Source organism: Asanoa sp. WMMD1127, from assembly GCF_029626225.1.
GTDB lineage: Bacteria > Actinomycetota > Actinomycetes > Mycobacteriales > Micromonosporaceae > Asanoa.
In genome coordinates this window covers 1,946,235-1,964,900 of sequence record NZ_JARUBP010000001.1, presented here as the reverse complement: position 1 = coordinate 1,964,900, position 18,666 = coordinate 1,946,235, and the positions used below count along the sequence as shown (strand labels likewise).

At 71.3% G+C, this 18,666-nt stretch carries 16 protein-coding genes; all 16 read right to left on the bottom strand.

Going from position 1 to position 18,666, the window contains the following annotated elements; translation table 11 throughout:
• Nucleotides 1-35: 35 nt before the first annotated feature.
• Nucleotides 36-1,283, bottom strand: a complete 1,248-nt coding sequence (locus O7635_RS09445) for an LCP family protein (RefSeq protein WP_278080036.1) — start codon at nucleotides 1,281-1,283, stop codon at nucleotides 36-38.
• Between the two features lie 102 nt (nucleotides 1,284-1,385).
• Nucleotides 1,386-2,363 carry an NAD-dependent epimerase/dehydratase family protein gene (locus O7635_RS09440; RefSeq protein ID WP_278080035.1) on the bottom strand — a complete coding sequence of 326 codons (978 nt, stop codon included), beginning with the start codon at nucleotides 2,361-2,363 and terminating at the stop codon, nucleotides 1,386-1,388.
• A 101-nt stretch (nucleotides 2,364-2,464) separates the two neighbouring features.
• Complete coding sequence (locus tag O7635_RS09435; RefSeq protein WP_278080034.1) at nucleotides 2,465-4,141, bottom strand: cation acetate symporter; 1,677 nt, start codon at nucleotides 4,139-4,141, stop codon at nucleotides 2,465-2,467.
• Nucleotides 4,122-4,493, bottom strand: coding sequence for a DUF485 domain-containing protein (locus O7635_RS09430; protein ID WP_278080033.1), 372 nt, complete (start codon nucleotides 4,491-4,493; stop codon nucleotides 4,122-4,124). The genes O7635_RS09435 and O7635_RS09430 overlap by 20 nt, the downstream gene beginning before the upstream one ends.
• A gap of 165 nt (nucleotides 4,494-4,658) precedes the next feature.
• Nucleotides 4,659-5,507: a hypothetical protein gene (locus O7635_RS09425; protein ID WP_278080032.1), complete on the bottom strand. Its 849-nt coding sequence runs from the start codon at nucleotides 5,505-5,507 to the stop codon at nucleotides 4,659-4,661.
• Entirely contained in the window at nucleotides 5,500-6,000 is a 501-nt protein-coding gene (locus O7635_RS09420; protein WP_278080031.1) for a SigE family RNA polymerase sigma factor, read from the bottom strand. The genes O7635_RS09425 and O7635_RS09420 overlap by 8 nt, the downstream gene beginning before the upstream one ends.
• Before the next feature lie 70 nt (nucleotides 6,001-6,070).
• Complete coding sequence (locus O7635_RS09415) at nucleotides 6,071-6,595, bottom strand: flavin reductase family protein (protein ID WP_278080030.1); 525 nt, start codon at nucleotides 6,593-6,595, stop codon at nucleotides 6,071-6,073.
• Nucleotides 6,596-6,602: 7 nt separating this feature from the next.
• Nucleotides 6,603-8,276: an ABC transporter permease gene (locus tag O7635_RS09410; protein WP_278080029.1), complete on the bottom strand. Its 1,674-nt coding sequence runs from the start codon at nucleotides 8,274-8,276 to the stop codon at nucleotides 6,603-6,605.
• A complete protein-coding gene (locus O7635_RS09405) occupies nucleotides 8,267-9,025 on the bottom strand; it encodes an ABC transporter ATP-binding protein (protein ID WP_278085421.1) in 759 nt (252 codons plus the stop codon). Before O7635_RS09405 ends, O7635_RS09410 begins: the two co-directional genes overlap by 10 nt.
• Before the next feature lie 31 nt (nucleotides 9,026-9,056).
• Complete coding sequence (locus tag O7635_RS09400) at nucleotides 9,057-10,706, bottom strand: cation acetate symporter (protein WP_278080028.1); 1,650 nt, start codon at nucleotides 10,704-10,706, stop codon at nucleotides 9,057-9,059.
• The gene (locus O7635_RS09395; protein WP_278080027.1) at nucleotides 10,707-11,081 is read right to left on the bottom strand and encodes a hypothetical protein; all 375 of its coding nucleotides are present in this window, start codon (nucleotides 11,079-11,081) and stop codon (nucleotides 10,707-10,709) included.
• A gap of 24 nt (nucleotides 11,082-11,105) precedes the next feature.
• Nucleotides 11,106-12,587: a DUF4173 domain-containing protein gene (locus tag O7635_RS09390; RefSeq protein ID WP_278080026.1), complete on the bottom strand. Its 1,482-nt coding sequence runs from the start codon at nucleotides 12,585-12,587 to the stop codon at nucleotides 11,106-11,108.
• Nucleotides 12,584-13,639: a HAMP domain-containing sensor histidine kinase gene (locus tag O7635_RS09385; protein ID WP_278080025.1), complete on the bottom strand. Its 1,056-nt coding sequence runs from the start codon at nucleotides 13,637-13,639 to the stop codon at nucleotides 12,584-12,586. The genes O7635_RS09390 and O7635_RS09385 overlap by 4 nt, the downstream gene beginning before the upstream one ends.
• A complete protein-coding gene (locus tag O7635_RS09380) occupies nucleotides 13,636-14,313 on the bottom strand; it encodes a response regulator transcription factor (RefSeq protein ID WP_278080024.1) in 678 nt (225 codons plus the stop codon). Before O7635_RS09380 ends, O7635_RS09385 begins: the two co-directional genes overlap by 4 nt.
• Nucleotides 14,314-14,424: 111 nt before the next feature.
• A complete protein-coding gene (locus O7635_RS09375) occupies nucleotides 14,425-16,500 on the bottom strand; it encodes a carboxypeptidase regulatory-like domain-containing protein (RefSeq protein ID WP_278080023.1) in 2,076 nt (691 codons plus the stop codon).
• 11 nt (nucleotides 16,501-16,511) lie between these two features.
• Nucleotides 16,512-18,599, bottom strand: a complete 2,088-nt coding sequence (locus O7635_RS09370; protein ID WP_278080022.1) for a carboxypeptidase regulatory-like domain-containing protein — start codon at nucleotides 18,597-18,599, stop codon at nucleotides 16,512-16,514.
• Nucleotides 18,600-18,666 lie beyond the last annotated feature (67 nt).

The following is an 18,666-nucleotide window of genomic DNA, read 5'->3' as shown; positions in this document are numbered from 1 at the left end:
GCCAGCCCAGTCATTCTTCCGGATTGGTGCAGTTGTTACTTCTTGTTGGCAGCCACCCAGTCGGCCATCTTGTCTTCGTTCATCGCCTTGTACATCGCCAGCGCCTTGGTCTTGTCGGAGACCACGACCGACTCCCCGCCGATCGTCTGGCTGCCGCTGTAGGGGCTGGTCAGAAACTGCAGGTTCTCGCCGCGCAGGTTGCGGAACTGCAGCGCCATGTCGACCAGCGAGAAGCCCTCGTCGACCGTGACCGCGTTGGTGACCGCCTTGAGGAAGCTGTTGAGCTTGCCGGGGTTGGTCAGCGTGCCGCTGCTGGCCGCCTTGTCCATCAGGGCCCGGAGGAACTCCTGCTGGTGCCGCATCCGGGCGAAGTCGCCGTCGGGGAACTGCTTGCGCTGCCGCACCCAGTCGAGCGCCTCGTCGCCGTTCATGTGGTTGACGCCCTTCTGGAACGTGCGGAACGGCTTGTGGATCGACTTGATGGTCCGCTCGACCTTGAGGTCGACGCCGCCGAGCGCGTCGGTGACCTCCTTGAAACCGGCGAAGTCGATCGCCATCACGTGATCCATCCGGACGTCGGTGAAGCACTCGACGGTACGCACGGCCAGCGGCAGCCCGCCGAAGGCGAACGCGGAGTTGACCTTGTGGCGCTCCGAGTCGGAGCAGTCGGCGTTGGCCGACCTGGGCACCGGCACGTAGAGGTCCCGGGGTATGGAGACCAGGTAGGCCTTGTCCTGCGACGCCGGGATGTGCATCACGATGATCGTGTCGGCCCGCCACTTGCCGGCCTTGTCGAGCGCCGCATCAGGGTCGCGGGAGTCCGTGCCGACCATCAGGATGTTGAGCGCGCCGCTGGCCGTCTTGGCCGGCCGGCCGCCGGTGATCTCGGAGAACGGGTCGGTGCGACCGATGTTGCCGTTGAGCGCCCGCACGTAGACCCAGGTGCCGCCGGCGCCGAGCAGGCCGAGCAGCGCCAGGCCGGCCACCGCGACGAGGGCGATCCGGCCCCATTTGGGCTGCGGACCACGGCGATAGGGTGCCCCCGGCCGGCGCGGTCCCCGTGGGCCACCGGGCCCGCCCGGGCCACCGCCGCCACCGACGCGACCGACGCCACGGGGGCGGGACTCGCTCCGGGCGCCGGGGACGTGGGCCCGGCCGCTGATCCGGGTGCCGCCGGGCCCGCCGGAGACGGGGGCGCCGGAGACCGGTGCGGAACCGGGCGTACGGCCGGGCACCGAGGCGCGCCCGTAGGTGCCGCCGGACGATGACGTGGTCGCAGACATGTCACTCAGGGTACGAAGCAAACCTGGGTGGCGCTCACAACCAACGCCGGCACGGCACGAAGTTGGTAGCTAAAAATTTCCGCGTTGACCTGCGGTTTCAGCTCAGACCGCGCGGCGGCGGAAGTCCTCGATCGTACGCCGGAGACCCTCTTCGAAGGGCGTGTTCGGCGCGAAGCCGAGCTTGGTGCGGGCCAGGGTCAGATCGGGCCGGCGCATCTCGGGGTCATCGGCGGTGCGGGACGTGAAGGTGACCGTGGATGAGCTGCCGGTCAGCTGGACGATCGTCTCGGCCAGGTCCTTCATCGACAGCTCGTGCTCGTCGCCGCAGTTGACCGGGCCGGTCTCGGTCGAGTCGAGCAGCAGCAGGATGCCGCGCACCAGGTCGTCGACGTAGCAGATGGAGCGGGTCTGCGCGCCGTTGCCGTGCACGGTGATCGGCTCACCGCGCAGCGCCTGGGCGATGAAGGTCGGGATCGCCCGGCCGTCGTCGGGTCGCATCCGCGGGCCGTAGGTGTTGAAGATCCGCACGATCGCCGTGTCGAGACCGCGGTAGCGGTGGTAGGCCATCGTGGACGCCTCGGAGAAGCGCTTGGCCTCGTCGTAGACGCTGCGGATGCCGACCGGGTTGACGTTGCCCCAGTAGGTCTCGACCTGGGGGTGCACCAGCGGGTCGCCGTAGGCCTCGGAGGTCGACGCCATCAGGAACCGGGCGCCGTCGGCGACCGCGCGGTCGAGCAGGTGCAGCGTGGCGATCGAACCGACCCGGAGGATCTCGATCGGCAGGGTCGTGAAGTCCTTGGGGCTGGCCGGCGACGCCATGTGCAGGATCGCGTCGAACCGGCCGGCGATGGCCGGGTGATGGGTCGGTAGACCGTCGGCGACGTCGGCCTCGACGAGCGTGAACTGCGGGTGCTCGACGAGGTGGGTGACGTTTTCCTTCGACCCGGTGACGAAGTTGTCGACCGCGACGACCGTGCAACCTCGGGCGATAAGGGCATCGATCAGGTGGGACGGGACGAAACCGGCGCCTCCTGTGACGAGGATGCGATGACCGGCTCCGAAACGTTGAGCAACCACCATGTCCCCAGCCTACCGATCACGCCGATCAACGGCCTGCCAGGGTGCGGCAGGGCCCCGGCGGTGTGCCGCCGCCGGGGCCCCGGTGTGACCGATCGGGTTGTCTAGTGGGCGCCCGAGCCGGTCAGGGAGCGGACCTCCAACTCCGCGTACTTCGCGTCGTCACGCTCCTTGGAGAGGACGGTGCCGAGCCAGCCGCAGAAGAAGCCGAACGGGATGGAGATCAGACCCGGGTTGGACAGCGGGAACCACTGCCAGTCCGACTTCGAGAACATCGCGGTGGCCGAGCCGGAGACGACCGGCGAGAAGAACACCAGCACCACGGCCGAGATCAGACCACCGTAGATCGCCCAGACCGCGCCCGAGGTGTTGAACCTCTTCCAGAACAAGCTGTAGAGGATCGCCGGAAGGTTGCCGGAGGCGGCGACCGCGAACGCCAGCGCGACCAGGAAGGCCACGTTGAGGTTCTGCGCGAAGATCGACAGGAGGATGGAGATCGCGCCGATCACCAGGGCGGAGATCCGGGCGACGTTGACCTCCTGCCGTTCCGAGGCCTGGCCGTCCTTGACCACGTTGGCGTAGAAGTCGTGCGCGAGGCTCGACGACGACGCCAGGGTCAGACCGGCGACCACGGCGAGGATCGTGGCGAACGCCACTGCCGCGATGACCGCCAGCAACGCAGCGCTGCCCACCTCGCCGCCGAAGAACCGGCGCCCGAGCTCCGCTGCCAACTGAGGTGCCGCCGTGTTGCCCGCTCGGTCCTGCGCCGTGATCGCCTGACTGCCCACCAGCGCCGCGGCACCGAAGCCGAGGGCGAGCGTGAACAGGTAGAACACGCCGATGATGCCGATCGCCCAGAGCACGCTCTTGCGGGCCGCTCGGGCGGTGGGCACGGTGTAGAACCGGATCAGGATGTGCGGCAGGCCGGCCGTGCCCAGCACCAGCGCGATGCCGAGCGAGAGCAGGTCCATCTTGTTGTAGAAGGTCTGCGTCGCGTTACCGGCGACTTCCACGCCATATCTCAACCCGGGTTCGAGGAACGCCTCACCCTTGCCGGACGACGACGCGGCGTCGCCGAGCAGCGAGGACAGGTTGAACTTGAACACGGCCAGCACGAGCACGGTCATCAGCAAGGCGCCGGTCATCAGCAGGAACGCCTTGACGATCTGGACGTACGTGGTGCCCTTCATGCCGCCGACCGTCACGTAGACGATCATCAACGCACCGACCAGCACGATGGTGGCGATCTTGGCCGCGTCGGCGTCCATCCCGAGGAACGTCGTGCCGGGCCGGATGCCGAGCAGCAGCGCGACCAGCGCGCCCGCGCCGACCATCTGGGCCAGCAGATAGAAGATCGACACCGTAATGGTGGAGACGGCCGCCGCCGTGCGGACCGGCTTCTGCCGCATCCGGAACGCCAGCACGTCGGCCATCGTGTAGCGGCCCGAGTTCCGCAGGAGCTCGGCGACCAGCAGCAGGGCGACGAGCCAGGCCACCAGGAAGCCGATCGAGTAGAGGAACCCGTCGTAGCCGTTGAGCGCGATGATGCCGGCGATGCCGAGGAACGACGCCGCCGACATGTAGTCGCCGCCGATCGCCATGCCGTTCTGGAAGCCCGAGAACGACCGGCCGCCGGCGTAGAAGTCGGTCGCCGTCTTGGTCTGCCGGCTGGCCCACACGGTGATGGCGAGGGTGATGGCCACGAAGACCAGGAACAGGATGATCGTGAGCGTACGGGCGGTGCTGCCGCCCGTGGCCGCCTCAGCCGCGAGGACCCTCACTGGGCGACACCTCCCCCAACTCTTCGTGGATCTTGTCGGCGAGCGGGTCGACCTTGCGGTTCGCGTACCGCGAGTAGAGCCAGGCGATCAGGAACGTCGAGACGAACTGGAGCAGACCGAAGATCAGGGCCACGTTGATGTGGCTGTCGCCGATCCGGATGCTCATGAAATCGCGCGCGTACGCGGACAGGATCACGTAAAGCGCGTACCAGACGAAGAACGCCACGGTCATCGGGAAAACGAAGCCGCGGAAAGCCTTTCGAAGCGCGCCGAACTCCGGGGAACGCTGCATGGCCAGATACCGGTCCTCGGGGGTCTCCGTGGGAGCGGTGTCTCTCGCCTCCGTACTCATGTGTCACCACCTTCGCGGGGGCGTCGGGACAGGGCTGAACAGCGGCACCGTAGGAACGGGTCGCGCGGCCCTGGAACCCCCAGCGCGGCGGGCGCAGCCACCTGCGCCGAACGGACAGGTGGCTGCGCCCAGTGACCTCCGTCACGCCGTTGAACGGCGCCGATGTCAGCAGGCCGTCGTGCCCTGGCAGAGTCGGTCCGCGGCCGCCCGGCCGAGGTCGCGCAACGCTCCGACGTCGGTCTCGTGCTTCTGCCAGATCTGGGTCAGCAGCGGCCCCTGCCGGACGAATAGGGAGAAGGTCGGCTCTCCCTCGCCGAGATCGGTCCGGATCAGGACGGCATCGGCGCCCGCGAAGTCGGTGTCGACCACGGTGAACCGCCGCTCGCCCGACCCACCGCATTCGTCGCCGAGCCGATCGGGGAGGCCGTCGAGCCAGCTTCGGGCAGCCGCCGGTGTGGCCATCCGGTAGACCCGCTGGAACAGCGGCTCGTCGCGGTCGCGCCCGAACACCGCATCGCGCTGGGTGACGCCGCGCGGCTCGGTGTCCCTGGGTCGCGGGTCGCAGATCGACGCCAGGAACGCGAGCGTCCAGTCGGCGTCGCTGAGGTCCTCACCGCGGTACTCGTATCCGGCCGGCAGGTCGGCCTCGCGCAGCATCGCTGCGCGCGGCACGCTGGTCGGCTCGACCGGTGCGGTGGTCGTCCGCGTCGGTTCGGGCGAGCCGGTGGCCGGTGGGCTGGCCGGCGGGCTGGTCGGCGGGGTCGTCGACCGGGTCGGAGTCGGAGTGGGGGCGGTGGTCATCACCGGCGGCTTCGGGGTCCCGTCGAACGCGCCGGTCGCGAAGCCGACCGACGGCACGCCGACCGCGACGGCGGCCAGCACGCAACTCGCCGCGACCCGCACCCGGCGGCGGTGTCGAAACGCCTGTCGCGCGGCGCCGGCGCCGGCCGGCACGACCAGCGGCGGCCCCGCCCGGAACTGGCCGAACAGGTCGTCCAGGTGCTGCTCATCCACGGCGGACCTCCTCCTCGGTCAGCAGGGTGGCCAGCGCGGCCCGGCCGCGGTGCAACCAGGCCTTGACCGTGCCCTCGGCGACGCCTTCCTGCGCCGCGATCTCGGCGATCGTGAGGTCGGCGATGTGGAACAGCACGATCGCCCGGCGCTGCCGCTCCGGCAGGGACCGCAGCGCCCGGGCCAGCGCGACCCGGTCCGGGCTCGGCGCCGCCACCACCTCCTCGCGGTGGAACCGGGCGTGCGCCCGGGCCGCCTGGATCCGGCGCCACCGGTTGGTGGCCACGTTCATCGCCACCCGGCGGACCCAGGCCGCCGGCTCGTCGTAGGTGACCAGCCGGTCCCACCGGGCCCAGGCCCGGCTGAACGCCTCCTGGACCGCGTCCTGCGCGGCCGAGACGTCCGCCGTGTACGCGTAGAGCTGGAGCATGAGCCGGTTGAAGTTCGCGGCGTAGAACGAGTCGAAGGTGGTGGTGCTGGTGTCGGGTCTGGACACCCGAACCGTCTCCATAGGCTGCCTCCCCGTTTCTTGGAGAGGACACCGATGATCTCAGGCCGGGGTTGCGTCAGCCGGCCAGATATCGACCGCGATAGTGCATCAGCGGTGGGACCTCGCCCACGATCTCGATCCGCTCGATGGTGGCCTCCACCAGCAGGCCCCAGCCGAACTCCCGGGCGGCGTCGAGGCGGCACCCCGCCCAGCAGCCCGCGTCGGCCGGCACCGGGCCGTAGTCGGTGGTCGTCCACTCACCACTGTGGAAGAGGCCGCCGGGCGCCGGCATCAGGCCGGCGAACCTGTCGGCGAGCTGGCGGTGCGTGGGGCCGAGCGGGGCGACGGCGAACCGGCCCGCCGCGGAGAGCGCCGCCCACAGGTCCGACTCGTCGTCGAGCAGACCGAGCAGCCGGCCCGGGTCGCCATCGGCCACCGTGGTCGACGAGACGGTGAACCCCGCCGGCCCGGGCGCCGTCCAGAGCGTCACCGGCGACGCCAGCCGGCCGCGGAACCGGCGCACCGGCGAGCGCGACCCCTCCGGAGTGGCGAACGGGTCGGTGCCGTGGATGTGCGCGCCGGGCTCGATCGGGTTCACCACACCATTGTCAGCGTCGCGGTGTGATGGTCTGCAGCAGCTCCGGCATGCGCCGGTCGAGCACGTCGCCGACGATCACGCTGCCGAGCACGGCCGCGCCGACGCCGTAGAGCAGGCCCAGTGGCGGGGCCAGCCAGAGCCAGGCGTCGCCGGCGAACAGCGCGCCGATCAGCATCGGCACCGCCAGCGCCACGCTGACCAACATGGCGACCACGCTGAGCAGGCCGCGGGCCATGCCGGCGCCGGTGTTGAGCGCGAACGGGTTCGAGGTCTCGGGCAGGGCGTAGGCGCCGACCACCGAGAGCATCGAGTTGGCGGCCAGGCCGCAGCCGAACGTGGCAACCAGCGTGCCGAGAGCGAGCGGGATCCAGCCCGGTTCGCCGACCAACAGACCGACGATTACGGCGATCACCACGACCAGGGGGAGCACGTACACCGCGAAGGCGCTGGCCCGGGCCGCGATCTCGACCCGGCCGGGGACGCCGGCGACCACGTCGGCCGCGTAGGCCGTGCCGTCGAAGCCGAACTGGTTGGCCAGCGTGACGGCGGCGAGGGTGCCGACGAAGATCATCGACAGGGAGAACGTGACCGGCGAGGTGGTCACCTCGCTCGTCGGCTCGGTGCCCCAGATGCTGCTGCTGAAGTTGACGATCGCGGAGACGAACAACGCCGCGACCGCGAACGTGATCAGATTGGCCCGGCGGCGGGCGTCCCGCCACCAGTAGCGCACCTCCCGGGCCAGCACCGCCCCGAACTGGTCGCGCCGGGCCCAGCTGAGCACGCGCGGGAAGAGCAGCTCGACGGGCGTACCGGTGGCGACCCGCTCCTTGGCCCGGCCGGCGCTGGCCGTGCCGACCATCGCCGACTCGAGCGTCCGCGACCACCACCAGAGCAGCAGGCCGATCACCGCCACGACGAGCAGGAGTTTGACCGGCGCGGCCCACCAGCGCCCGGCCGCCACCTCGAAGCCCGCGGTGTAAGGCGCGCCGAACGGCGTCCAGCCCACCACCTCGGCCGCCGGCAGGAACCGCCGCCAGTCGGTGTCGGCGCTGGCCCGGTTGATCGCGATCTGCAGTGGACCGATCAACGCGCCGGCGACCGCGAGCAGCACCGCGGCCAGGTCGCGGGTGCGGCGCGACCGCAGCATGGTGGCGAACGCGCTGGTCACCGCCCGGCTGACGGCGACGCAGAAGACGAGGCCGAGCAGCACGCCCACGGCCTCGACGAGGGCCGCGCCCACGCCGCCCAGCGCGCCCGCGGAAAGCACCAGGCCGGCGGTCGCGATCAGCGTGGCCGCCGCCGGCACGCCGATCAGCGCGGCGGTCAGCAGGCCGGTCACCAGCGTGCGCCGGCTCAGCGGCAGCAGGGCGAACCGGGCCGGGTCGACCGTCTCGTCGACGCCGAAGAAGACCAGCGGCACCAGCGTCCAGCCGACGGCGATCACGCCACCGCCGAGCGCCGCCACCAGCAGCGCGGCGTCCGGGCTGTCGGCCAGCCCGGGCAGCGCGCTGCCGAGGAAACCGGCGACGGCGTAGAACAGGCCCATCACCAGGCCGAAGACGAACATCGTGACGCGCCAGGGCTGGCCACGGAAGCTGTTGCCCATGATGCGGAGCTTGAGCCGCACGAAGTGGCGCCCGGACACCGCACGCGGCGCGGTGTCGACCGCGGCGGTCAGAGCCACGCCAGCTCCTGCCCGGTCGCCGTGCGCCCGCCGACCACCTCGACGAAGACGTCTTCGAGCGACCGCTCGCCGCGCACCTCGTCGAGCGTGCCGACCCGCTTGATGGCGCCGTCGGCCAGGATCGCGACGTGGGTGCAGAGCCGCTCGACCACCGCCATCACGTGGCTCGAGAAGATGACGGTGCCGCCGCCGGCCACGTAGCGCTGGAGGATGTCGCGGATCAGCGCGGCGGCCACCGGGTCGACGGCCTCGAACGGCTCGTCGAGGACCAGCAGCCGCGGCGCGTGCAGCAGTGCGCAGGCCAGACCGATCTTCTTCTTCATGCCGGCCGAGTAGTCGACGACGAGGGTCTGCCCGGCGTCGCCGAGGGCGAGCACGTCGATCAGCTCCCGGGCCCGCTGGTCGACGACCGCCGGGTCCATGCCGCGCAGCAGGCCGTGATAGGCGAGCAGTTCGGCCCCGCTGAGCCGGTCGAACAGTCGCACGCCGTCGGGCAGCACGCCGAAGAGCCGCTTGGCCTGGATCGGATCGGCCCACACGTCGTGGCCGAGCACCCAGGCCTGGCCGTGGTCGGGTCGCAGCAGCCCGACCGCCATCGACAGCGTGGTCGTCTTACCGGCGCCGTTGGGCCCGAGCAAACCGTAGAAGGAGCCCGCCGGCACGTCGAGGTCGACGCCGCCGACCGCCACCTTGCCGTCGAAGCTCTTGGCCAGTCCCCGCAGCACCAGGGCGAACCGATCGTCCTTCACCGTCGTCACCCCTTGACGGTAACGGCCCGGTTCACCGTCGTGGGGAACCGGCCAGCACGCTTTCCGGCGCGTGCAGGCGCAGCATGACCGCACCGACGTCGGCGGGCACGCGGCGGCGGCTGGCGAGCGAGACGGCCACCATGACCGCGAACGCGAGCGGCACCGTCCAGGCCGCCGGCTGGCTGACCAGCGCTGCCGGCCAGCCGGACAGCGGCGGGCCGAGCACGGTGAGCAGTACGGCGCCGCCGGCCCCGCCCCCGCCGACCAGCACACCGGCCGCCGCGCCGCGGGCGGTCAGGCCCCGCCACCAGATCCCCAATACCAGCAGCGGGCAGAAGCTGGAGGCGGCCACCGCGAAGGCCAACCCGACCACCTGTGACACGTCGAGGCTCTCGATGGTCAGCGACAGCACGATCGGGGCGATCCCGGCGAGCAGCGTGGCCAACCGGAAGTCGCGCACCGAGCCGCGCCCGATCACGTCGGTGGAGATGACTCCGGCGACGCTCGTCAGCAGGCCCGACGAGCTGGACAGAAACGCGGCGAACGCGCCGGCGGCGACGAGGGCGGCGAGCAGCTGGCCCGACAGGCCGCCGCCGAGCGCGGCGCCGGGCAGCAGCACGACCACGGCGTCGGTGCGCCCGGTCATCAACAGCTGGGGCGTGTAGACCCGGCCGAGCACGCCGTAGATCGTCGGCAGCAGATAGAAGAGCCCGACCAGGGCGAGCACCACCAGCGTCGTGCGCCTGGCCGCGTTGCCGTCGGGGTTGGTGTAGAAGCGGACCAGCACGTGCGGCAGCCCCATCGTGCCGAGGAACGTCGCCAGGATCAGCGAGTAGGTGGCGAACAGCCCCTGGTCGCTGTCGCCCGGCAGCAGCCAGTCCGGCCCGCGGGTGTCGTCCACCGTGGACACCTGCGGCACGGGGTCGCCCGCCGCGTACTCGAGCCGCTGCCCGGCGTCGACCCGCATCGTCGAGCCGTCGGGCAGGGTGAGCGTGGCCTGGTCCTCGATCACCACCGAGGTGGCGACGTGGAACACCGGGCCGTCCGGCGCGGCCACCGCCGGGCGGCCGTCGGCCTGCCACTGCAGCAGCAGGAAGATCGCCGGGACCAGCAGCGCCGTGAGCTTCAGCCAATATTGGAAGGCCTGCACGAACGTGATCGCGCGCATTCCGCCCAGCGCCACGTTGACCGTGACGACGGCGCCGACGAGCAGAGCCCCGAGGGCGTACGGCTGACCCGTGACCGTGGTCAGCGTCAGGCCGGCGCCCTGCAGCTGTGGCACGAGATAGAGCCAGCCGATGAACACCACGAACGCGGTGGCCAGCTTGCGCAGCCGGCGCGAGCCGAGCCGGAGCTGGCAGAAGTCGGGCAGCGTGAAGGCCCCCGAGCGGCGCAGCGGAGCGGCGACGAACAGCAGCAGGGCGAGATAGCCGGCGGCGAAGCCCACCGGGTACCAGAGCACGTCGACGCCGTACTTCAGGAGCAGGCCGGCCACGCCGAGGAACGACGCCGCCGAGAGGTATTCGCCGCCGATCGCGGCCGCGTTCCAGGTCGGGCTGACGCTGCGCGAGGCGACCAGGAAGTCCGAGGTGGTCCGGGCCAGCTTGAGGCCGTAGAAGCCGATGCCGACGGTCACCAACGTGACCAACAGGATGGCGGGTACGACGTACGGGTTGCCCACTCAGCGCTCCGGCCGGCGGACCACCGCGACGAAGTCCTGCTCGTTGCGCTCGGCCAGCCGCACGTAGGCCCACCCGACGACGACGAGGAACGGGAAGGCCGCGACGCCGAGCAGCAGCCACGGCAGGTCGATGCCGGCGAACTGCGCGGTGCTGACCTCGGGCGCCACGGCGAACAGCAGCGGCAGCCCGCCAAGCCCGATCGCCACCACCAGCGACAGCCGCAGCGCGAGGGCGAGCTGGGCCCGCACCAGGCCCCGGACCAGCGCCTCGCCGACCTGGGTCTGCTCGGCCAACTCGGTGCGCGTGCGGTCGTGGTCGTGCGCCCGCGGGTGCACACGGGCAAGCACCACCCGCGTCCGCCGCCCTTCGGTCATGCCCCGCAGTGTCCCCGATCACAGTTAGTCGCGGAAGACCTGGCAAGTGGTGGCGGGCCTGTCGGCCAGCAGGAGGCGGGCCTGGTAGCGCGAGAGGTTGGCCGAGCGCCAGTCGTCCCGAGTCGTGGCCAGGGCGTTGTTCGCGCGCCAGATCGCGCAGGCCCGGTCGTTGCCGGTCAGCCGGTCGAGGGCCGGCACCGCGTCGGCGGAGAGCGTGCTGAGGTAGTGCACGTCGATCCGGCCGGTGGCCAGGTAGCGGTCGACGTTGCGGTCGGCGATGAACCGGTCCGGGTTGAGGACCGCCAGGGCGAGCAGGCCGCCGGTCGCGATGGCCAGCACGGCGCGGGGGAGCCAGTCGCCGCGCAGGCGGATGCCGGCGACCAGGATCGCGACGAACACGGCGCCGAGGCCGAGTTCCACCGCGGAGACGAAGATGCGCAGCCGGGTGTAGCCGTACGCCTGCTCGTAGACGTTCATGCGGTAGGTCGCGCTGGCCACGATCACGAGGGTGAGCACGGCCAGCGCCCCGAGCAGCAGCCGGATCGTGAACCGGTCGGCGCGGCCGGCCCGCGGCGCCCAGCGGCCGGCGACCGCGACCACCACCAGGGTGAGGCCGGTGACCGCGAGGAGCTGCCAGAAGCCGCCGCGGGCGTAGTCGGCGAACGTCGGGCCGCCCGGGCCGAGCACGTGCCGGCTGCCGTCGAACAGGACGGTGGCCTGCACCGCGACGAAGGCGAGGAAGAGCAGGTCGAGCAGCGCGATCGGGATCGCCCAGTCGGCCCGCCGGAACGTGAACCGGGTCTGGTCGTCCGCGCCCGGCCGGGGTGGCGCGGCCAGGACGAACGCGGCGCCGGCCAGCACGACGAACAGCAACGGGAACAGGATCAGCGCCCGGGACGCCGTCGCGCCGCTGACCGTGGGCGTCGCCCGGCCGAGCAGCGTGGCGAAGGCGTCGTCGGCTGAGGCGAACAGCGCGCCGAACACGAGCAGCAGGGCCAGCGAGACGGCGGCGATGCCGAACACCCGGGCGGGCACACCGGGCCGGCCGGCGAGCCGGGTGCGCACGCCGGCCCGCACCCAGGGCAGTGCCCGCACCGCGGCCGCGATCGGCACCACGAACGACGCGACGATCATCTTGACCGACCGGGGGTCGACCAGGGCGAGCGTGCCGGTGACCACGGCGGTGAGCACGCACAGGACGAACAGCCAGCCGGCGTCGCGGACGGTGCCCACGCCGAGCAGCGCGAGGGTGCTCGCGGCCCAGCCGGCCTGGCGCCAGGAAACCCTGCTTCGCGTGACTGCCAGGGCAACAATGCCCGCTGCGCCGCCCAGCAGCCAGCCGATGCCGGCCCGGTCGAGCGGCAGGGCGGCCGCGGCGATGCCGGCCGCGATCAGGAGGGCGACCAGCGCGGGCGCGCCCGGCTCACCGGTCGGACCGGCCCAGGACCAGTCCGAGGGCGGCTTGCGTACGGCCAGCGCGGTGCTCGGGCTCTTCGTGTCGGTCACGCGGCCACCGCCGCCGGCGCCGCGGACCTCGGCAGCGAGACGCGCATCAGGCAGCCCGTGCCCGATGGTGGGTTGACCACGCCGATCGTGCCGCCGTGCAGCTGCACCACCCACTGGGCGATGGCCAGGCCGAGACCGGTGCCGCCACCGACCGCCCGGTCGCCGCGGGTGAACCGGTCGAACACCGCCTCCCGCTGGTCCGGCGGGATGCCGGGGCCCTCGTCGCCGACCTCGAACACGACGCGGTCGTCGTCGAGCCGACCGACCACCGAGACCGTGCCGCCGGGCGGGCTGTGCCGGGCCGCGTTGTCGAGCAGGTTGGCCAGCACCTGGTGGAGGCGGGCCGGGTCGGCGTGCACGGTCAGCGGGGTGTCGGGCGGGCGTACGGCCAGGTTGATGTCATGCCCCGCGCCGCTCGCGGTGACGGCGGCCTCCTCGGCGACCTCGTCGAGGAAGTCCGCCACGTCGAGCCGCACCGGGTGCATCGGCTGCACGCCCGCGTCGAGGCGCGACAGGTCGAGCAGCTCGGTGACCAGCCGGCTGAGGCGCTCGGTCTGGTGCAGCGCGGTGCGCAGCGTGGCGGGGTGCGGGTCGGCCACCCCGTCGACGATGTTCTCCAGCACGCCCTGCAAGGCGGTGATCGGCGTACGCAGCTCGTGCGAGACGTTGGCGATCAGCTCGCGCCGCTGCCGGTCGGCGGCGGCCAGGTCGGCGGCCATCTGGTTGAACGCCTCGGCCAGCTCGCCCACCTCGTCGCGGGAGGTGGCCCGGACCCGCTGCGTGTAGTCGCCGCGGCGCATCGCCCGGACCGCGGCGGTCATCTCGCGCAGCGGCGAGGTCATGCCGTGCGCCAGCACCTGCGAGGTGAGCAGGCCGACCAGCAGTGCCGTGGCGGAGGTGACGTAGGGGATCCACTCCATCGCGTACCAGAAGTAGGCGAGGCCCGCGGCGGCCGAGGCGCAGAGCAGCACGGCCAGCTTGAGCTTGATCGAGCGGACCGGGTCGAGCGGCCGGGGCAGCAGGTCGAGCCCGCGGGTGAGCAGGTCCTTCACGACCGCACCTCCAGCGCGTAGCCGACACCGTGCACGGTGCGGATCAGGTCGGCGCCGAGCTTGCGGCGCAACGCCTTGATGTGGCTGTCGACGGTGCGGGTGCCGGCCCCGTCGCCCCAACCCCAGACCTCGGCGAGCAGCCGCTCGCGGGGCAGCACGGTGCGCGGCCGGCCGGCGAGGTGCACCAGCAGGTCGAACTCCGTCGGCGTCAGGTGCGCTTCGACACCGGCCCGGCTGACCCGGCGTTCCGCCTGGTTGATCTCCAGGTCGCCGAGCCGGATCGGCTGCGGGCCCGCGGTCTGGCTGCGTTCGGCCCTTCTGAGCAGCGCGTGTACGCGGGCCGCCAGCTCGCGCATCGAGAACGGCTTGGTGAGGTAGTCGTCGGCGCCGACGGCCAGGCCGACCAGCATGTCGTTCTCATCGTCACGGGCCGTGAGCATCAGCACGGGCACCGGGCGGTCGGCCTGGATCCGCCGGCACACCTCGAGCCCGTCGAAGCCCGGCAGCATGACGTCGAGGATCACCAGGTCGGGCGGTTCGCGGCGGGCCTTGTCGACCGCGGCTGGGCCGTCACCGGCCAGCCCGACCGCGAAACCTTCGGCCCGCAGCCGCACGGCGATCGAGTCGGCGATGGTCCGCTCGTCCTCGACCACCAGGATCCGGCGCTCTCTCATGCGAGGGACTGTAGTAAGCGCGCGTGAGGGAGCCGGTCCGGCGATGTGAACAACCTGTGGAGAAGCGGAAAGGCCCGCACCGTTCGGTGCGGGCCTTCCGTTTGGTCCCGTTCAGTCGACCAGCACGTCGATGCCGGTCAGACCGCCCGTCGGGACGGTCACCGAGTAGCGCGGCGGGCCGCCGGGGGTGGCCGGGGACAGCTTCGCCTTGTCGGAGCTGTAGTACTCACCGTCGATCTCGGTGTAGTAGACGTAGCGGATCTCCTGGCCGGGCAACGCCCGCACCTCGTAGGCCGTGCCCTCGAAGTCGTCGGTGCTGACGTAGTCGCCCGTCTGGGTGTTCAGCACGCTGATCCGGGTGTATCCGCTGGGACCGCCGTGGGCGGAGACCAGGTTGCCGCTCACCGTGACCCCCTTGGTCAGACCGAGGTCGGCGGTGGCCACACCGCCCGCGGTCACCTGGGTGCCCGTGGCGGCGTACCGGCTGATGGCGCCGCCGGTCCAGGTGATCGGGTAGCCGTAGCTGGCGAACTTCAGCGGCCAGCGGTAGGGGCCGAGGCCGTCGACCTGGAAGCGGCCGTCCTCGTCCGTCCACGGCTCTTCGGCGCCGAGCCCTGGGTTCTGAGTGAAGATGTTGACAGCCGCGTGGAGTGGAGCTCCGGTCGCGGCGTCGGTCACCCGGCCCCGGATCGAACCGGCGCGGTCGATGCGGATCTGCGGAGCGCCCGAGGTCTTACCGGCCGTGGTCCGGATCGTGGTGGCCTGCCGCTCGTCGCCAGTGCCGCCGGTGGCCGCGACCCACTGCCGCCCGTAAGCCTTGTCGCGAGGCTCGGCGAACAGCCGGTAGTCGCCCGCCTCGAGCCTGGTCAGCGTCACCTTGCCGGCCGAATCGGTGCAGTTGTCACCGAAGCCGTCCAGCACGTAGGCCCGGGCCGGCTTGTAGGCCGTCACGCAGACGTTTGCCAGCGGCTTGCCGGTCGCCCTGTCGACGACCGTGGTGGTGATCTTCGCGCCTGGCAGCAGCCGGGCGATGACGTCGACGGTTTGGCCCGCCCGGACCGTGACGTTGCTGTCGCGACCCAGGTAGTTGCCGTCGGCCCAGATGCTGAACTGCACATTTCCCGCGACCTGGTCGGTCATCAGCACCTCGCCGGTGCCGTCGCTGCAGAAGTCGCCGGCGCAGAAGTCACGGATCACGGAGCCGGTGATCGCGTCGAGGGCCCGAACGCGGACGGTGCCGGTGGGCAGCATGCTCTCGGTCACTCGGGTGTCGTCGCCGGCCGAGACTGTCACCGGGTCCGCGTCCTCCGGCCGGAGCGCGCCGTCGAAGTACTGGTAGCGGTAACCGGCCTGGAAGGACACCTGGTAGGTGCCGACCAGCACCTGTGGGAACGAGAACTCTCCGTTGGCGTCGGTTTCCCCGTAGAGACCGCCATCCTCCGTCTGGAACGGCGACCCGTACACGGAAGCCTCGGCGACGGGCGTCCCGTTGTCGTTGGTCAGGCGTCCGCTCAGGCTTCCGGTCTCCAAGGCGGTGTCGTCAGCACGGACCTCGGCGCCGGCCGCCACGGTGAACAAGGTGGCGTCGTTCCGGCTGAGCTTCCTTGGAACGTACTGCTGCTGGTAGCTGTCGTCGATCGGCGAGAACGCCACGTAGTAGCTGCCTGCCGGCACCGGGATGCGGTAGTCGCCGTTGTCGTCGGTCGAGCTGCCACCCCTGGACGTGCCGTACTCGTCGGTGGCGTCGACCCAGTGCCATGCGAACGGTTCGCCCGTCGGCAGCAGCAGGCGACCGGTGATGAATCCGACGGCGATCAGCTGCTGGTTGATCGTCGTGGTCTGGCCGGTGGTGACGCGCACCTCGTCGGCGTCGAAGATGTCGGTCTTGCCGTCGAAGTACTGCGTGGGGTGGTCGGTGCCGGAGAACGACACCACGTAGCTGTCGGTGTTGAGGCCGCCGATGCGGTAGGTGCCGTCCGCGGCGGTCGTGGTGTAGCCGACCGGCTCGCCCCACTCCTCGTAGTCCATGACGGACACCCAGATGTCGGCGGCGGGCGCGCCGGTGCTGGTCGTGACCCGGCCGGTGACGACGCCGGTGCCGGCCGCCTGGGCGGGCGTCGCCCACACGGCCATCGTGCCCGCCATGACGGCCGCCGCGAAGGCGGCCGTGGCGCGTACTCGTCTCATGCTGCTCCTGCTCATGGGATGGCGATAGTGAGGTCGATGGTCAGCCCGCCGTCGGGCACGGTGACCGCGTAGCGCGTCGGCCCACCCGGTGCGGCCGGGGGCAGCGGCGCCTTGTCGGATCGGTAACTCACACCGTCGATATCGAGGTTGTAGGCGAACCGGACTTCCTGGCCCGGCAGCACGTGCATTTCGTAGGAGTTGCCCACGAAGTCGACGCTGCCGACGTCGTCACGGGTGACCGTGTTGGCCAGCGTGATCCGCGCCCAGTCGGGCGTGTGGCCGCCCGTGTGCAGATTGCCCTGAACGGTGACGCCCTTGGTCAGCGCGAGGTCGGCCGTGGCCACGGCACCGGCGGTCACCTGGGTGCCGGTCGCGGTGTAGCGGCTCACGGCCCCGCCCGTCCACGCCGTGGCGTGGTCGCTTCCGCCCCAGTACTGCAACGGCCAGCGGTAGGGGCCAAGACCGTCGATCTGGAAGCGGCCGTCTTCGTCGGTCGAGGTGTCGCCGCCCGTTCTCCCGGAGGCAATCCCGACCTGAGTCCAAGAGATGGGCGCGCCGGTCGTGGCGTCGGTCACCCGCCCACGGATGGAGCCGCCACGGTCGACACGGACCTGCGGGCCCGCAGACGTCTTGCCCATCGTCGCCTTGATGGTGACCGCCTGCCGCTCGTCACCACTGCCGCCGTTGGCGGTCACCCATTGCCGGCCGTAGCTCCTGTTGCGTGGCCAGGCGAACAGCCGGTAGTCGCCGGTCGCCAGCTTGTCGACGGTCGCCTTGCCGGCCGCGTCGCTGCACTCGTTGCCGCCCATGCCGTCCGGGATGAAGAACTGGCCCGGCTTGTAGGCGATCAGGCAGACGTCCTGGAGCGGCTTGCCGGTCGCCTTGTCGACGACCGTCGTGGTGATTTTCGCGCCCGGCACCAGTCGAACCGTGACGTCGATCGTCTGACCAACGCGGACGGTGACAGTGCTGTTGCGGTCGACGTAGTTCGCTTCAGGGGCGGAGATCCAGAGGTCCTGTGACCCTTCGGCGAGGTCGGTCAGCAGCACCTCGCCCGAGCCGTCGCTGCACTCGCTGTTGGCGCAGAAGTCCCGAACGACCGAGCCGGTGACCGCGTCCAGGGCGCGCACACGGACGCTTCCGGTCGGCAGCAGGGTCGGCGTGATTCGACTGTCGTTCCCACCGGTGATGGTCACCGGGTCCGCGTCTTCGTATCGCGCGGCCCGGTCGAAGTACTCGGTGCGTTCGCCGACGCTGAACTCCACCATGTAGTCGCCGGCCAGCATCGGCGGCGCGGAGAACTCGCCGTTGCTGTCGGTCGTGGCGTACTCGCCACCCCCGTTGCCCATGAACGGCGAGACGTCGAGACGGACGTCGCGGGCCGGCGTGCCGTCGGCCCGGGTGACGCGACCGCTCAGGGTGCCGGTCCGCAACGCGGTGTCGATGACCGTGGTGTCCTCGCCGGCGGTGACGACGAACCGCTGCGCGGCCGCGGCGGTGAGCTTGCCCGGCACGTACTGCTCCTGGTCGAGGTCCTTGACGGGCTCGAAGCTCAGCACGTAGGTGCCGGGCGGCACCGGAACGCGGAAGTCGCCGTAGCTGGTGCCGACCGCCTGGACATAGGCCTCGTCCTCGGCCCGGTAGATCCGCACGAGGCTGTTGTCCAGCCCTTCGCCGTTCGGATCGGAGATGTGCCCCGTGAGGTAGCCGGCGGCAATCAGGTCTTCGTCGACAGTCGTGGTCCGGCCACCGGTCACGGTGACCGGGTCGGCCTCGTTGATCCGCGTCTTGCCGTCGAAGTACTGCTCGGCGAGCTCGGGACCGTTGAAGCTGACGATGTACTGGCCGTCAGCCAGAGCGTCGATGCGGTAGGACCCGTCGGCCGCGGTGGTCGTGAAACCCATGCCTTCGTAGGTCTCCGCGTCGAGGGCCTGGACCCAGACGTCCTCGGCCGGCGCGCCGGCGGCGGTGGTCACGTGTCCGCTGATCGCGCCGGTGGCCGCGGCCTGTGCGGGTGTCGCCCAACCGGCGACGCTGGTCGCCAGGAGGGCAGCCGCGAGCGCAGCCGCCGTCAACCGGCGCTTCGGTTGCTTTGTCAAAGCCTTCCTCTCCCCGTGTGGTCCCGCCACGGCGCACGCGCATGGCAGGCCAACGAAGGATAGAGGT

Coding starts and splice junctions, on each gene's coding strand:
- O7635_RS09445 (WP_278080036.1), bottom strand. CDS start 1,283: ATGTCTGCGACCACGTCATCGTCCGGCGGCACCTACGGGCGCGCCTCG.
- O7635_RS09440 (WP_278080035.1), bottom strand. CDS start 2,363: ATGGTGGTTGCTCAACGTTTCGGAGCCGGTCATCGCATCCTCGTCACA.
- O7635_RS09430 (WP_278080033.1), bottom strand. CDS start 4,493: ATGAGTACGGAGGCGAGAGACACCGCTCCCACGGAGACCCCCGAGGAC.
- O7635_RS09395 (WP_278080027.1), bottom strand. CDS start 11,081: ATGACCGAAGGGCGGCGGACGCGGGTGGTGCTTGCCCGTGTGCACCCG.
- O7635_RS09380 (WP_278080024.1), bottom strand. CDS start 14,313: ATGAGAGAGCGCCGGATCCTGGTGGTCGAGGACGAGCGGACCATCGCC.
- O7635_RS09375 (WP_278080023.1), bottom strand. CDS start 16,500: ATGAGACGAGTACGCGCCACGGCCGCCTTCGCGGCGGCCGTCATGGCG.